Genomic DNA, 13,909 nt, shown 5'->3' with positions numbered 1-13,909 from the left:
GATTTGGAGGGGTATGGGGTTGGCGGGCTCGGTCACGGTTGGATTATCCCACGACACATATTCACGTGCTACACTGGTTTACGTGAACTTTCGGGACGGATATTTGACATGACCAACCTGACCATTTCCTTGGACGAAAACCTCGTCAAGCAAGCCCGCATCAAAGCCATCCAGGAAGGCACTTCGCTGAGCGCCAAGGTGCGAGAGATGCTGGCGGCTTATGTGCGGCAAGACATGCCTGCCGCACCGGTGGTGATTCCCAAACTGCCTGTCTCCAAAGCCCGTGGTGGTCTAAGGACTGGCATCGACCCCAGCAGCAACCGATCCTTGTACGACGCGATGGACGCGGGCATGGACTTGAAACGCTTGTCATGACGCCGGATGTGAATGTGCTGGTTGCGGCATTTCGGCCCGACCACCCCCACCATGTGAGTGCCCGCGCCTGGCTGGACGATGCGGTCGTTCAAGCCGCCAACGGTCGCAGCAGCCTCACTTTGATGGGTACGGTGGTGACCGGCTTTTTACGCATCACCACCAACCCCAAGATTTTTCGGGAAACCGATCCTTTGCAGGATGTGAGCGACTTCATTGACAGCCTGCTCAGCTGCCCTGGCGTGCAATTTCAGCCGCAGGGCGCCAACTGGCCCAACCTCAGGCAAGTGTGTCTGTCACAACAAGCCACAGGCAACTTGATCACCGATGCTTGGATCGCCGCAACGGTGATGCAATCCGGTGAGACACTCTGCACATTCGATCGCGACTTTTCACATCTGTTGCCTTCTGCCCAACTTCTTTTGCTCAAGCCCTGACACCTCAAGCCCATGTCCACAGTTTTCAATTTCACCTTCGTGCCCTGGTTCCGGTCGGTGGCGCCTTACATCCACATGCACCGGGGCAAAACCTTTGTGGTTGGCATTGCGGGCGAGGCCATCGCGGCGGGCAAGTTGCAACATTTGGCGCAAGATTTGGCGTTGATCCAAAGCATGGGTGTCAAGATCGTTCTGGTGCACGGCTTTCGCCCGCAGGTCAATGAGCAACTGGCCGCCAAGGGCCACACCCCTAAGTATTCGCAGGGCATCCGCATCACCGACAGCGTGGCGCTGGACTGCGCCCAAGAGGCGGCGGGCCAACTGCGTTACGAGATCGAAGCCGCCTTCAGCCAAGGCCTTCCCAACACGCCCATGGCGGGCTCCACGGTGCGGGTGATTTCGGGAAACTTCATCACCGCACGTCCTGTGGGCATTGTGGACGGCGTGGATTTCATTCACTCGGGCCTGGTGCGCAAGGTGGACGTGGACGGCATCATGCGCACGCTGGACATGGGTGCGATGGTGCTGCTCTCGCCCTTTGGTTTTTCGCCGACGGGTGAAGCCTTTAATTTGGCCATGGAAGAAGTGGCCACCAGCGTGGCCGCCGAGTTGCAGGCCGACAAGCTGATTTTTGTGACCGAGGTGCCGGGCATCCGCATCGAGCCACACGCCCCGGCCAGTGAAGACAACCCCATCGACACTGAGTTGCCGCTGGCCGCTGCCAAGCAGTTGCTGGCGTCGCTGCCCACACCGACTGAGCCGACCGACATTGGCTTTTATTTGCAGCACTGCGTCAAGGCCTGCGAAGAAGGCGTGGAGCGCTCGCACATCCTGCCCTTTGCAGTCGATGGCGCTTTGCTGCTGGAGGTGTATGTGCACGACGGCATTGGCACCATGGTGATCGATGAAAAACTCGAAGAGTTGCGCGAAGCCACCTCAGACGATGTGGGCGGCATCTTGCAGTTGATCGAGCCGTTTGAGAAAGACGGCACCTTGGTCAAGCGCGACCGGACCGAGATCGAACGTGACATCGACCACTACACCATCATCGACCACGACGGCGTGATCTTTGCCTGCGCGGCGCTCTACCCCTACCCCGAAGCCAAGACAGCCGAAATGGCGGCGCTGACCGTGTCGCCCCAGTCTCAGGGTCAGGGCGATGGCGAAAAGGTGCTCAAGCGCATCGAGCAACGCGCCCGCGCAATGGGCCTGAAAAGCATCTTTGTGCTGACCACACGCACCATGCACTGGTTCATCAAGCGCGGCTTTGTGCAACAAGACCCGGACTGGCTGCCCGAAGCACGCAAACGCAAATACAACTGGGACCGCAAGAGCCAGGTGTTGGTCAAGAAGCTGTGATGGAGCGGCTGCTCATGGCCTTGTAAGCGACCCACAAACCCGCCAGGGCAAAAAACACAAACGCCAAGAATGACCAGTTGGCGATGGAGCCACCCATAAAGGTCCAGTCGATCTTGGTGCAGTCGCCGCTGCCTTTGAAGATCATGGGAATGGCGCGGTTGATGGGGAAGTTCTCGACCATGCCGTAGAAGTCACGGCCACAGGTCACGATCTCGGGCGGGTACCACTGCAGCCAGCTTTGGCGCGCCGCGGTAAAGCCGCCAAAACCGGACACCAGCGCCAGCAGCAAACCCGACAGCGTGAGACCCCAGCCGCGCAAACGCCAGCCCACAGCCGCCACCAACACCACGCCGATCAGTGCATAGCGCTGCACGATGCACATGGGGCAAGGGTTCAGCCCGACCACATGTTGCAAATACAGGCCAAAAGCCAGCATGCCGATGCCCGACACGGCAGTCAAGGCCAAGAGGCGATGGGGGGTGATGGCGCGAGGATTCATCAGGACTCGGCAAAGGCACGTTCAATGACAAAAGCGCCCGGGGTGCTGGTGTTGCCCTCTTTAAGTCCTCGCTCTTCACAAATGCGCTTGAGGTCTTTGAGCATGCCCGGAGAGCCACAGATCATGATGCGGTCGTTTTCCGGGTCCAGTGTGGGCAAACCCAGATCGGCAAACAGTTTGCCGCTCTCGATCAAATCGGTCAGGCGCCCCTGGTTTTTGTAGGGCTCACGGGTCACCGTGGGGTAATACAGCAACTGTTTCGTCACCATCTCGCCCAGAAACTCATTGGCAGGCAACTCTTGCGTGATGTAGTCGTGGTAGGCCAGCTCGTTCACCTGGCGCACGCCGTGCACCAGAATCACTTTTTCAAAGCGCTCGTAGGTTTCGGGGTCGCGGATGATGCTCATGAACGGGGCCAGCCCCGTGCCAGTGGCCATGAGGTACAGGTGTTTGCCGGGCAACAGGTAGTCACACAGCAAAGTGCCTGTGGGTTTGCGGCCCACCACGATGGTGTCGCCCACTTGGATGTGTTGCAGCTTGGAAGTCAGCGGGCCATCGGGCACTTTGATGCTCAAGAACTCGAGGTGCTCTTCGTAGTTGGCGCTGGCAATCGAATAGGCGCGCAACAAGGGTTTGCCGTTGTCGCCCCGCAGGCCGATCATCGTGAAGTGGCCATTGGAAAAGCGCAGCGCCTGGTCACGGGTGGTGGTGAAGCTGAACAGGCGGTCGGTCCAGTGGTGAACGCTCAAAACGCGTTCTTCGAGAAAAGCACTCATGTTTTTGACGGGTGTTGTGGCTGGATCAAGAGACCCAAAGCCCATGGGGGATGCTGAAAGCTTGCTACAGTTGTGGCCTGCAAGACCACGCGAATGAGGTTGCCGCTCAAGAAACAGCGCCTATTTTCGTGCGATTCGTTCACAACTGGAAATACTGAAATTCTATATCCGTATAACCAGCGCTTCTTAAGACAGATCAAGGCTCGATAACACCATGGCACGCACCATTCAATGCATCAAACTCGGCAAAGAAGCAGAGGGACTTGATTTTCCACCCTACCCCGGCGATTTGGGCAAGCGCATTTGGGAGAGCGTGAGCAAGCAAGCTTGGGCCGACTGGCTCAAGCACCAGACCATGTTGGTCAATGAAAACCGCCTGAACCTGGCCGACCTGCGCGCCCGCCAATACCTGGCCCGCCAGATGGAAAACCACTTCTTCGGCGATGGCGCTGACGCGGCCCAAGGCTACGTGCCCCCCACCAACTGATCCAGGCTCCCTGGGTTTCTTCCTCATTGCGCACTGAGCCCGACCGCGGCTGGACAGGCCCACGTCAAGCCCTGGTGATCGGCGCGGGCTTGTCGGGTTCGGCCGTGGCCTACAGCTTGGCAAACCGTGGTTGGGCCGTGACCGTGCTCGATCAAGCCGCAGGGGTGGGCGCTGGCGCATCCGGCCTGCCCGTCGGTTTGGCTGCGCCTCATGTCTCGCCCGACGACAACGTGCTCTCGCGCATCACCCGCGCTGGCGTACAAGCGACTTTAAAACGGGCCGAGACACTGCTGCAAAGTGGCACCGACTGGTCTTTGAGTGGCGTTTTAGAGCACAACTTAGGCGGCAAGCGCCGCTTGGCGGCTGCCGATCTGAACGCCCATCCATCAGATGGTGACACCCTTAACCCAACCATCCAAGCCAGTGCGGCGCAAATTGCCGCTGCGGGTTTGCCGCTAGGCACGCCTGCGCTGTGGCACGGACACGCGGGTTGGCTTCGGCCGAGGCCACTGGTCGCAGCGCAGCTGAAAACCACTGGTATCCAAGTGCGTTGGTCACAAAAAGTGACTTCGATCGCCCGGCGGGCTGACGGGTGGGCCGTGCTGGGTGCACAAGGTGAAACCTTAGGCCAAGCGCCTTTGCTGGTGGTGGCCAGCGCCTTTGACAGTTTGACGTTGCTCCAAGACCAACCCGGTTTTGCGGTGCCTTTGAACCCTTTGCGCGGGCAAGTCAGCTTTGGCCTCATGGCTGATGTTCATGGCGCCTTAGGGGTTGGCTCATCAACCAGTGCAAACACCACCCGAAAGCCAACCCTGCCCCCCTTTCCCGTCAATGGCCACGGCAGCTTCATCAGCGGTGTGCCCACCCTGGATGGGGAACTTGGCTGGTTCATCGGCTCGACGTTCGAGCGCAACTGCGAACAAGCTCCTGTGCGCATCGAAGACCACGCCGCCAACCAAGTGCGTTTGGCCACGCTTTTGCCCGACTTGGGCGAGGCAATGAAGCCCCAATTTGAATCCGAAAAAATTCAAGGCTGGGCCGGTTTGCGCTGCACCCTGCCCAACCGCCTGCCTGCTGTCGGGCCCATCGACAACCAGCGCTTACCCGGTTTGTGGATCAGCGCGGGCATGGGCGCACGCGGCATCAGCCTGGCCGTGCTGTGTGGTGAACTGACCGCCGCCTGCTTGGCCAGCGAGCCCATGCCTTTGCCACCAGAGCTGGCCAAGCACTTGTGGGCCGAACGCTACGCCAGCACATAAATTCAACAAATTCACCATTACCCACTACGATGGGTGTTTTGTGGCACCGGCCGCTGGTTTCCGTTTTTTGAGGAGCGCCGCTCATGGCCCGTCAATCCTTGTCCCGCTACCTGCCTTGGCTGGTCACCGCACCCGCGGCCGTGGTCGTCTGGCCCCTCTCGGCTTGGGCTGGTGCGAGCTTGGGCATGCTGTTTGTATTGGGCTGGATCGACTACAAGCAAACCAAACAAGCCGTGCGCCGCAACTACCCGTTAACGGGGCGTTTGCGTTATGCACTGGAATACATTCGCCCCGAGTTGCGCCAGTACTTTTTAGAAGACGACGAAGAAAAGCTGCCGTTTTCGCGCAACCAACGGGCCATGGTCTATGCGCGCTCCAAGGTCGAAAACGACAAACGAGGGTTCGGCAGCATCAAGGACATGTATGCCACGGGCACCGAATGGCTCGCGCACTCCTTGCAGCCCGTGCAGCCCGACCCGGCCACTTTTCGGATTCTGGTGGGCGCAGGCCAATGCGCGCAGCCCTACAGCCTGTCGCTGCTCAACGTCTCGGGCATGAGTTTTGGGGCCCTGTCGCCCAACGCCATCAAGGCCCTGAACCGAGGCGCGGCTTTGGGTGGCTTTGCCCACGATACAGGCGAAGGCAGCATTTCGGCCCACCACCGTGAGCACGGCGGCGACCTGATCTGGCAAATCGCTTCCGGCTACTTTGGCTGTCGCACGCCCGACGGGCACTTTGACCCGGAGCGCTTTGCGCAGCAGGCCCTCTCGCCGCAGGTCAAGATGATCGAGGTCAAACTATCTCAAGGCGCTAAGCCCGGTCATGGCGGGGTGCTGCCCAAGGCGAAGGTGAGCCAAGAGATCGCTGACGCGCGGGGCGTGCCCATGGGCCAGGACTGCGTCTCGCCAGCCCGGCATTCAGCCTTCTCAACGCCCATCGAATTGTTGGACTTTGTCACCCAATTACGCCAGCTGTCTGGGGGCAAGCCTGTAGGCATCAAACTGTGTGTGGGCCAAGCGGCCGAATGGTTTTCCATCGTTAAAGCCATGTTGGCCACAGGCCAAACACCCGACTTTGTGGTGGTCGACGGTGCAGAAGGTGGCACGGGCGCTGCCCCCATCGAATTTGCCGACCATGTGGGCATGCCCCTGCGCGATGGGCTGCGTTTGGTGCACAACAGCTTGTTGGGCGCAGGTCTGCGCGAGCGCATCAAGATTGGTGCTTCAGGCAAAGTGATTTCGGCCTTTGACATCGCGCGATGCCTGGCTTTGGGGGCCGATTGGTGCAATTCAGGGCGGGGCTTCATGTTTGCGCTGGGCTGTATCCAGTCGCGCAGCTGCCACACCGACCACTGCCCCACGGGCGTGGCCACACAAGACCCGGTGCGCCAACGCGCGATTGTGGTCACCGACAAGGCCGAACGGGTGTATTACTTTCATGCCAACACGCTTCACGCATTGGCCGATTTGGTGGGTGCTGCGGGCTTGAGTCAGCCCGGCGACATCACGCCACACCACCTGATGGTCAGGCATGCCCACGGCCATGCCAAATCGATGGCGGACAGCACCGTGACCCTTGAGCATGGTCAGCTGTTGGCCACCGACCCAGCAGCCCCAGCCCTGCCCAGTCCTTTTGCTGAATTCTGGTCAGCCAGTTCTGTCGAGGTTTGGGGCGTGCCGACTGTCTGAGTCAAGACGGCATAAAGACTCGCGCTTTATTTCATCGCGTCCGCAGGGCGGCGAGATTTCACGTACGCATCAGATGGCAAATAGTTTTTGCCATCGGCATAGCGCCATTGCACCATGGTGCCTTTGCCACCGCGTTGGTCCAACATGCCCACATAAGCGCCCATGGTGGACTGTTGGTCAATAGCTCGGTATTCGGCCGTGCCAAACGGCGTGTTGAACTTCAGGCCACGCATGGCGATGACCAGCTTTTCGTTGTCCACACTGCCCGCTTTTTTGATGCCCGCAAAAATCGATTGCATCGTGGCGTAACCCACGACCGAACCCACCTTGGGGTTTTCATTGAACTTCTTGTAATAGTTGGCCGCGAAGCTGGCGTGCTCTTTGTTGTCGAGCTGGTCCCAGGGGTAGCCGGTCACGATCCAACCCTTGGGCGTTTCGTCTTTCAGCACCTCCAGGTACTCAGGCTCACCCGACAGCAGCGACACCACGGGGGTTTTGGGGAAGACATTGCGCTGGTTGCCTTCGCGCACCAAGCGGGCCAAGTCGGCGCCAAAGGTGACGTTGAAAATGGCATCGGGCTTGCTGGCCATGGTGGCGGTCAGTGTGCTGCCCGCGTCGATCTTGCCTTGGGCGGGCCACTGCTCGCTCACAAACTCGACATCGGGGCGCTTGGCCTTGAGCAATTCTTTGAAACTGGCCACCGCACTTTGGCCATACTCGTAGTTGGGCGCAATCGTGGCCCAGCGCTTGGCGGGCAGCTTGGCCGCCTCTTCGACCAGCATGGCCGCTTGCATGTAGGTGCTGGGGCGCAGGCGGAAGGTGTAGCGGTTGCCTTTTTCCCAAACGATGGCGTCGGTCAAGGGCTCGCTGGCCACAAACAAGCGCTTGTTTTTCTGCGCGTGGTCGGCCAACGCCAGACCGATATTGGACAAAAAGCCTCCAGCCAACACATCGACCTTCTCTTTGGAGGTCAGCTCGATCGCGTGGCGCAGGGCTTCTTCAGGCTTGCCCGCATCATCGCGGGCAATGACTTCGACCTTGCGGCCAAGCAAGCCGCCTTGGGCATTGATTTCCTCGACAGCCAGTTGCCAGCCTTGTTTATAGGGCTGGGTGAACTGAGGAATGGCGGAATAGCTGTTGATCTCACCGATCTTGATGGGGGTCTGGGCCAGAACGGTGCTGGCAGAGACTGCGCTCAAGAGGCCGACGGCAATCAGGCGGTTCATGTCAGGTTCCCTAGGGTAAATACTGAAGGGTGCCACTTTAACAGCCACTTTTTAGCCTTTCAGAAACCGGACCATAGAACGGTCATCCAGCCCAACCGAGCTTCTTATAAGCGAAAAGCATATATACCCAACTAATACATCGTTTGTTTGTGCATAAAGACGCTTTACATTAACGCCCATCTCCGCTTTTTGCGGTCCTTACTATTCAAAGAACCTGCAAGCCAGCGGGTTCTGACCTGATTTTTCTCTCTCGTCATCTCCATGTACCAGTACACCGAATTCGACAAAGCCTTTGTGCGCGCCCGCGCTGCAGAGTTCCGCGACCAACTGGGTCGTTGGCAGACGGGTCAATTGACCGAAGACCAGTTCCGCCCCCTGCGCCTGCAAAACGGCTGGTATGTGCAGCGCTACGCGCCCATGCTGCGTGTGGCCGTGCCTTATGGCGAGATCAACGCGGCTCAGATCAAGGTGCTGGCCCAAATCGCCCGCGACTACGACACGCCCGACGCCGCCCTGCTGGCCGAAGCCCAAGCCATCCAAGACAAAATTGCCGGTCTGGCCCCCAAGCTGACGACCAACTACGGCCACTTCACCACCCGCCAGAACGTGCAGTTCAACTGGATCCCGCTCGACCAATCGGCTGACGTGATGGAACTGCTGGCCACCGTGAACATGCACGGCATCCAAACCAGCGGCAACTGCATCCGCAACACCACCACCGACGAGCTGGCCGGTGTGGCGGTGGACGAAGTGGTCGATCCCCGGCCGTATGCCGAGCTGATCCGCCAGTGGAGCACGCTGCACCCCGAGTTTGCACACCTGCCGCGCAAGTTCAAGATCGCCATCACGGGTGCCCTTGAGGACCGCGCCGCCATTGGTTGGCACGACGTGGGCCTGCAAGTCATCAAGAACGATGCCGGTGAGGTTGGCTTCAAGGTGCTGGTGGGCGGCGGCATGGGCCGCACCCCGGTCAACGGTGTGGTGATCCGCGAGTTCCTGCCTTGGCAGGACATGATGAATTACCTCGAAGCCGTGGTGCGTGTCTACAACCGCTGGGGCCGCCGCGACAACAAGTACAAAGCCCGCATCAAAATTTTGGTCAAGGCCGAAGGCCAGCGCTATTTTGATGAAGTCGAGACCGAGTTCCGCGAAATTTTGGAGCGCGATGGCGCGCCGCACACCCTGCCGCAAGCCGAGCTCGACCGCGTGAAAGCAGGTTTTGTGGACCCTGCGCTGAACCTGCCTGAGAACACCGATGCGTGGTTGGCGCAAGCCGAAGCGGCGCTCAGCATCGAAGCGGCCAAAACACCCGCCTTTGCCCGCTGGCTGACGCGCAACGTGCGCCCGCACCGGAACCCGCAGCTGCGCGCCGTGTCGCTGTCCTTCAAGCGCCCGGGCTACGCCCCGGGTGACGCCACCGCCGAACAGCTCGACGCTGCCGCAGCTTTGGTGGAAAAGTATTCCGCAGGCGAAGCCCGTGTCTCGCACACCCAAAACCTGCTGCTGCCTTGGGTGCGTCTGGACCAGCTGCACGCGCTGTGGCGCGAAGCCCAAGCACTGGGCGTGGCACAGCCCAACATCGGGTTGCTGACCGACATGATCGCCTGCCCCGGCGGCGACTACTGCGCGCTGGCCAATGCCCGCTCCATCCCCACGGCCAGCGCCATCACCGAGCGCTACCAGGACTTGGACGAACTGGAAGACCTGGGCCACATCGACTTCCACATCAGCGGCTGCATCAACTCCTGCGGTCACCACCACTCGGGGCACATCGGCATTTTGGGTGTCGACAAAGACGGCAAGGAGTGGTACCAGGTCACGCTGGGCGGCTCGGACGGCAAAGACTTGTCTGGCGCGGCCACGCCCGGCAAAGTGGTCGGTCCGTCCTTCTCTTCGTTTGAAGTGCCGGATGTGATCGAAGCGATTTTGAACACCTACAAAGAGTTGCGCGCACCCGGCGCCGAAGGCAAGCAGGAAGCCTTCATCGAAACCCTGCGCCGTGTGGGCCAAGACCCGTTCAAGACCGCCGCCAATGCGGCCCGCCACCCTGCTGAGGAAACCGCAGCCTGAAGAATTTGTAGGAGCGAGCCCCTGCTCGCGAATGTTCGCCCCGGCCAGAGCATCCATTCGGCCGCAGGGGCAGCCTCCCACAGAACACCACAAACAGACCCCATGAAAATCATCACCGCACAAGAACACCCAGCCGTTGAATCGCCTGCCGTCCTCACGCTGGCCAACGACGTGGACCCGCGCACGCTCGACCTGAACGGCGTCACCCGCATTGACCTGCAGTTCCCGGCATTCACCGATGGCCGCGCCTACAGCCAGGCCTTTTTGCTGCGCCGCCGCCTGCGCTTCACGGGCGAGCTGCGCGCCACGGGCGATGTGCTGATCGACCAGTTGGTGCAGATGCAGCGCACCGGCTTTGACGTGGCCGTGCTCAAAGACGGCGTGGATGCCAGCGCCGCCCAGCGCCAGCTGGACCGCTATGCCGGTTTCTACCAAGGCTCGGCCGTGGAGACGCAACCTCACTTTGCTGTGGGAGCGACGCCCCCGTCGCGATAACTTCCGGTCATTCACCTCTGTTTCATCGCCGCGAGGGAGCGGCTCCTACACCACATGACTTCTTCCTTGATCTCTTCACGCCAAGCTCCGGCCAAAGCCACCGAGCAAAACGCCAACGCCAGCCCTGACTTTGCCGCCAAGCTGGCCGAGACCCAGGCGCTGCTGCGCCGCGCTGCGGCCGAGTTCGCCCCCGTGACGCAGGCCTCCAGCCTGGGCGCCGAAGACGTGGTGATCACCCACCTCATCAACAGCCTGCAATTGGACATACCGGTGTTCGTGCTGGAAACCGGCGCGCTGCACACCGAAACCCTGGCCTTGCTGGAGCGCACCCAAGCGCATTCGCGTGCGCCCATCGTGGTGTACCGCCCGGTGCAGGAATCGGTGATCCAGTTCGTGCGCGACCAAGGACAGGATGCGATTTACAAGTCGATGGAACTGCGCAAAGCCTGCTGCGGCGTGCGCAAGATGGAGCCGCTGGCCCGCGCCTTGAAAGGGCAAAAAGCCTGGATCACCGGTCTACGTCAAGAGCAATCTGCGGCCCGCGCCGAGGTGCCTTTGCTCGACGAGAGCGAAGTGGCCACCAAGTCGCTGTACAAGTTCAACCCTTTGGCCCGCTGGACCTGGGGCGACGTGTGGCACTACATCGCCACGAACCAAGTGGACTACAACCCGCTGCACGACCAGTTTTTCCCCAGCATTGGCTGCGCCCCTTGCACCCGCGCCATCAGCCTGGGCGAAGAGTTCCGCGCCGGACGCTGGTGGTGGGAAGACGAGGCGGCCAAAGAATGCGGACTGCACGTCAAAAATTAAACGCTGAGATTCCTGTATCTGTAGGAGCGACGCCCCCGTCGCGAAAGCTGCCCAGCAGGGTCACAAAAACCATCGCGACGAGGGCGTCGCTCCCACATTGAACCTGAGACCGCATATGAACGCCATGACACAAACCGAGTTGCACACCCTGAGCAACAGCCACCTGGACGCACTGGAAGAAGAAACGATCTTCATCCTGCGCGAAGTCGCCGCCGCCTTCGAGCGCCCCACCCTGCTATTTTCGGGCGGCAAAGACTCGCTGGTCATGCTCAAGTGCGCCGAGAAGGCTTTTGGCGCTGGGCGAATCCCTTACCCGCTGCTGATGATCGACACCGGCCACAACTTCACCGAAGTGACCGACTTCCGCGACTCGCGAGCCAAGGAACTGGGTGCCGAGCTGATCGTGCGCAGCGTTGAAGACTCCATGAAAAAAGGCACCGTGCGCCTGGCCCATCCGGGTGAGAGCCGCAATGTGCACCAGTCGGTGACGCTGCTCGAAGCGATTGAAGAGTTCCGCTTTGACGCCCTGATTGGTGGCGCCCGCCGCGACGAAGAAAAAGCCCGTGCCAAGGAGCGCATCTTTTCGCACCGCGACAGCTTCGGCCAGTGGCAGCCCAAGGCCCAGCGCCCTGAGCTGTGGACGCTGTTCAACACCCGTTTGCAACCGGGCGAGCACTTTCGCGTGTTCCCGATCAGCAACTGGACCGAGCTGGACGTATGGCAGTACATCGCTCGCGAAAACATCGCCCTGCCCTCGATCTACTACACCCACAAGCGCGAAGTGGTGGACCGCCGGGGCCTCTTGGTGCCGGTGACCGAGCTGACACCACCCAAAGACGGTGAAGAAGTGGTGGTGCGTGACGTGCGTTTCCGTACCGTGGGCGACATCACCTGCACCTGCCCGGTGGAAAGCACTGCAGCCACGCCCGAGCAAATCGTGATCGAGACGCTGGCCGCCGATGTGAGTGAGCGCGGCGCGACCCGCATGGACGACAAGACCTCCGAGGCTTCGATGGAGAAGCGCAAAAAAGACGGCTATTTCTGATCAGGGAGCAAAAGACATGCACAACGAACAACACTTTTCTGCCCTCAAATTCATCACCTGCGGCTCGGTCGACGACGGCAAGAGCACCCTGATTGGCCGCCTGCTGGTGGACACCAAAGCCGTGCTGCAAGACCACCTGGCCGGTGTACAGCGCTCGGGTGAAACCGATTTGGCTCTGCTGACCGACGGCCTCTCCGCCGAGCGCGAGCAAGGCATCACCATCGACGTGGCGTATCGCTACTTCAACACCGAAGCGCGCAAGTTCATCATCGGCGACGCACCCGGCCACGAGCAGTACACCCGCAACATGGTCACGGCCGCCTCCAGCGCTGACGCGGCCGTGGTGTTGGTCGATGCCATCAAGCTCGACTGGGCCAACCCCGACCTGCAGCTGCTGCCACAAACCCGCCGCCACTCGCTGCTGGTGAACATGTTGCGCGTGCCGTCTGTGGTGTTCGCCATCAACAAGCTCGACGCCGTGGCCGATGCCACTGTGGCCTACAACAACATCGCAGGCGCTTTGAACAAGTTCGCGCAAGAGGCGGGCATCACCATCGCAGCCATGGTGCCCGTGTCGGCCCTCAAGGGCTGGAACGTGGTGAGCACCGAGAACAATGACCAGACCGACTGGTGCGGCTACACCGGTCCCAGCCTTTTGAGCATCCTGGAAGACCTGCCTGTGACGCCCGCCGAAACGGATGTGGCCTTCAGCTTCCCGGTGCAGTGGGTTGAAAAGTTTCACGATTCCGGTGTGACCACCCAAGGCCGCCGCGTGTTCTGGGGCCGCGTGGCCACGGGCAGCATTGAGCCGGGCCAGACCGTCAAAGTGTTCCCCAGCGGCCAAACCGCCGTGGTCTCGCAAGTGCTGTCGGCCACCCGCCAGCCGCAAAACAAGGCCGCTGGCCACAGCGCAGGCATCGTGCTCGACCGCGAGGTGGACGTGTCGCGTGGCGATTGGCTCTTGGCAGCCGAAGGTGCCCCCGAAGGCCAGCGCCAGCTCAGCACCACCATCGCCTGGATGGACGACGAACCTCTGGTGGCAGGGCGCCTTTACTGGGCGCTGCACGGCCACCGCTGGGTCAAGGTCAAGGTGCAGCGCGTGGTGCACCGCCTGAACGTGAACACCCTGGCCGAAGAAGAAGCCACCGAACTGGCCCCCAACGCCATCGGACACGTCACCCTGGCCCTGCAAGAGCCTTTGGTCACCCTGCCCTTTGCCCAATCGCGCATCTTGGGCGCGCTGGTGTTGGTGGACACGGCCAGCCACAAGACCTCAGGCGCCGTGCTGGTCCAGTGAAGACACATCTTCTGTGGGAGTCCGCCCCTGCGGACGAAAGCGCGTGGCATCCAACCCCTTCGCGAGCAGGGGCTCGCTCCCACAGAGGG

The 13,909-nt window shown here is 60.8% G+C and carries 14 protein-coding genes; 11 read left to right on the top strand and 3 right to left on the bottom strand.

The features are described 5' to 3' along the window. Positions 1–108 precede the first annotated feature (108 nt). Genes B9Z40_RS16585 through argA form a run of 3 tightly spaced genes read left to right on the top strand, consistent with a single transcriptional unit; the run spans position 109 to position 2,168 of the window. The gene (locus tag B9Z40_RS16585; protein ID WP_100174471.1) at positions 109–375 is read left to right on the top strand and encodes a ribbon-helix-helix protein, CopG family; all 267 of its coding nucleotides are present in this window, start codon (positions 109–111) and stop codon (positions 373–375) included. Then, positions 372–809 carry a TA system VapC family ribonuclease toxin gene (locus tag B9Z40_RS16580; RefSeq protein ID WP_100174470.1) on the top strand — a complete coding sequence of 146 codons (438 nt, stop codon included), beginning with the start codon at positions 372–374 and terminating at the stop codon, positions 807–809. Before B9Z40_RS16585 ends, B9Z40_RS16580 begins: the two co-directional genes overlap by 4 nt. 12 nt (positions 810–821) lie before the next feature. Further along, positions 822–2,168 carry an amino-acid N-acetyltransferase gene (argA, locus tag B9Z40_RS16575; RefSeq protein ID WP_100174469.1) on the top strand — a complete coding sequence of 449 codons (1,347 nt, stop codon included), beginning with the start codon at positions 822–824 and terminating at the stop codon, positions 2,166–2,168. On the opposite strand, the gene B9Z40_RS16570 is transcribed toward argA, so the two are convergent. Beyond that, a complete protein-coding gene (locus tag B9Z40_RS16570) occupies positions 2,155–2,667 on the bottom strand; it encodes a disulfide bond formation protein B (RefSeq protein ID WP_100174468.1) in 513 nt (170 codons plus the stop codon). The genes argA and B9Z40_RS16570 overlap by 14 nt on opposite strands. Further along, positions 2,667–3,443: a ferredoxin--NADP reductase gene (locus tag B9Z40_RS16565; protein ID WP_100174467.1), complete on the bottom strand. Its 777-nt coding sequence runs from the start codon at positions 3,441–3,443 to the stop codon at positions 2,667–2,669. The genes B9Z40_RS16570 and B9Z40_RS16565 overlap by 1 nt, the downstream gene beginning before the upstream one ends. Before the next feature lie 214 nt (positions 3,444–3,657). Here B9Z40_RS16565 and B9Z40_RS16560 point away from each other — a divergent pair, with 214 nt between their 5' ends. The 3 genes from B9Z40_RS16560 (at position 3,658) to B9Z40_RS16550 (ending at position 6,877) form a co-directional block, all read left to right on the top strand. Next, positions 3,658–3,930, top strand: a complete 273-nt coding sequence (locus B9Z40_RS16560; RefSeq protein WP_100174466.1) for an oxidative damage protection protein — start codon at positions 3,658–3,660, stop codon at positions 3,928–3,930. Positions 3,931–3,956: 26 nt separating this feature from the next. Then, the gene (locus tag B9Z40_RS16555; protein ID WP_100174465.1) at positions 3,957–5,189 is read left to right on the top strand and encodes an FAD-dependent oxidoreductase; all 1,233 of its coding nucleotides are present in this window, start codon (positions 3,957–3,959) and stop codon (positions 5,187–5,189) included. Positions 5,190–5,272: 83 nt separating this feature from the next. Continuing rightward, the gene (locus tag B9Z40_RS16550; protein WP_100174464.1) at positions 5,273–6,877 is read left to right on the top strand and encodes an FMN-binding glutamate synthase family protein; all 1,605 of its coding nucleotides are present in this window, start codon (positions 5,273–5,275) and stop codon (positions 6,875–6,877) included. Positions 6,878–6,903: 26 nt separating this feature from the next. Here the strand turns inward: B9Z40_RS16550 and B9Z40_RS16545 are convergent, their stop codons facing one another. Next, positions 6,904–8,103: an ABC transporter substrate-binding protein gene (locus B9Z40_RS16545; RefSeq protein WP_100174463.1), complete on the bottom strand. Its 1,200-nt coding sequence runs from the start codon at positions 8,101–8,103 to the stop codon at positions 6,904–6,906. 261 nt (positions 8,104–8,364) lie between these two features. Here B9Z40_RS16545 and B9Z40_RS16540 point away from each other — a divergent pair, with 261 nt between their 5' ends. The 5 genes from B9Z40_RS16540 (at position 8,365) to B9Z40_RS16520 (ending at position 13,820) form a co-directional block, all read left to right on the top strand. Continuing rightward, positions 8,365–10,173: a nitrite/sulfite reductase gene (locus tag B9Z40_RS16540; protein ID WP_100174462.1), complete on the top strand. Its 1,809-nt coding sequence runs from the start codon at positions 8,365–8,367 to the stop codon at positions 10,171–10,173. 102 nt (positions 10,174–10,275) lie between these two features. Continuing rightward, entirely contained in the window at positions 10,276–10,668 is a 393-nt protein-coding gene (locus B9Z40_RS16535; RefSeq protein WP_100174461.1) for a DUF934 domain-containing protein, read from the top strand. A 54-nt stretch (positions 10,669–10,722) separates the two neighbouring features. After that, on the top strand, positions 10,723–11,478 hold the full coding sequence (locus B9Z40_RS16530; protein ID WP_100174460.1) for a phosphoadenylyl-sulfate reductase: 756 nt from the start codon (positions 10,723–10,725) through the stop codon (positions 11,476–11,478). Positions 11,479–11,593: 115 nt separating this feature from the next. After that, a complete protein-coding gene (gene cysD, locus B9Z40_RS16525) occupies positions 11,594–12,523 on the top strand; it encodes a sulfate adenylyltransferase subunit CysD (protein ID WP_100174459.1) in 930 nt (309 codons plus the stop codon). Between the two features lie 16 nt (positions 12,524–12,539). Beyond that, positions 12,540–13,820 carry a sulfate adenylyltransferase subunit 1 gene (locus tag B9Z40_RS16520; protein WP_100174458.1) on the top strand — a complete coding sequence of 427 codons (1,281 nt, stop codon included), beginning with the start codon at positions 12,540–12,542 and terminating at the stop codon, positions 13,818–13,820. Positions 13,821–13,909 lie beyond the last annotated feature (89 nt).

Source organism: Limnohabitans sp. 15K (assembly GCF_002778285.1).
Taxonomy (GTDB): Bacteria; Pseudomonadota; Gammaproteobacteria; order Burkholderiales; family Burkholderiaceae_C; genus Limnohabitans_A.
This window is presented reverse-complemented; position numbering and strand designations above follow the sequence as displayed.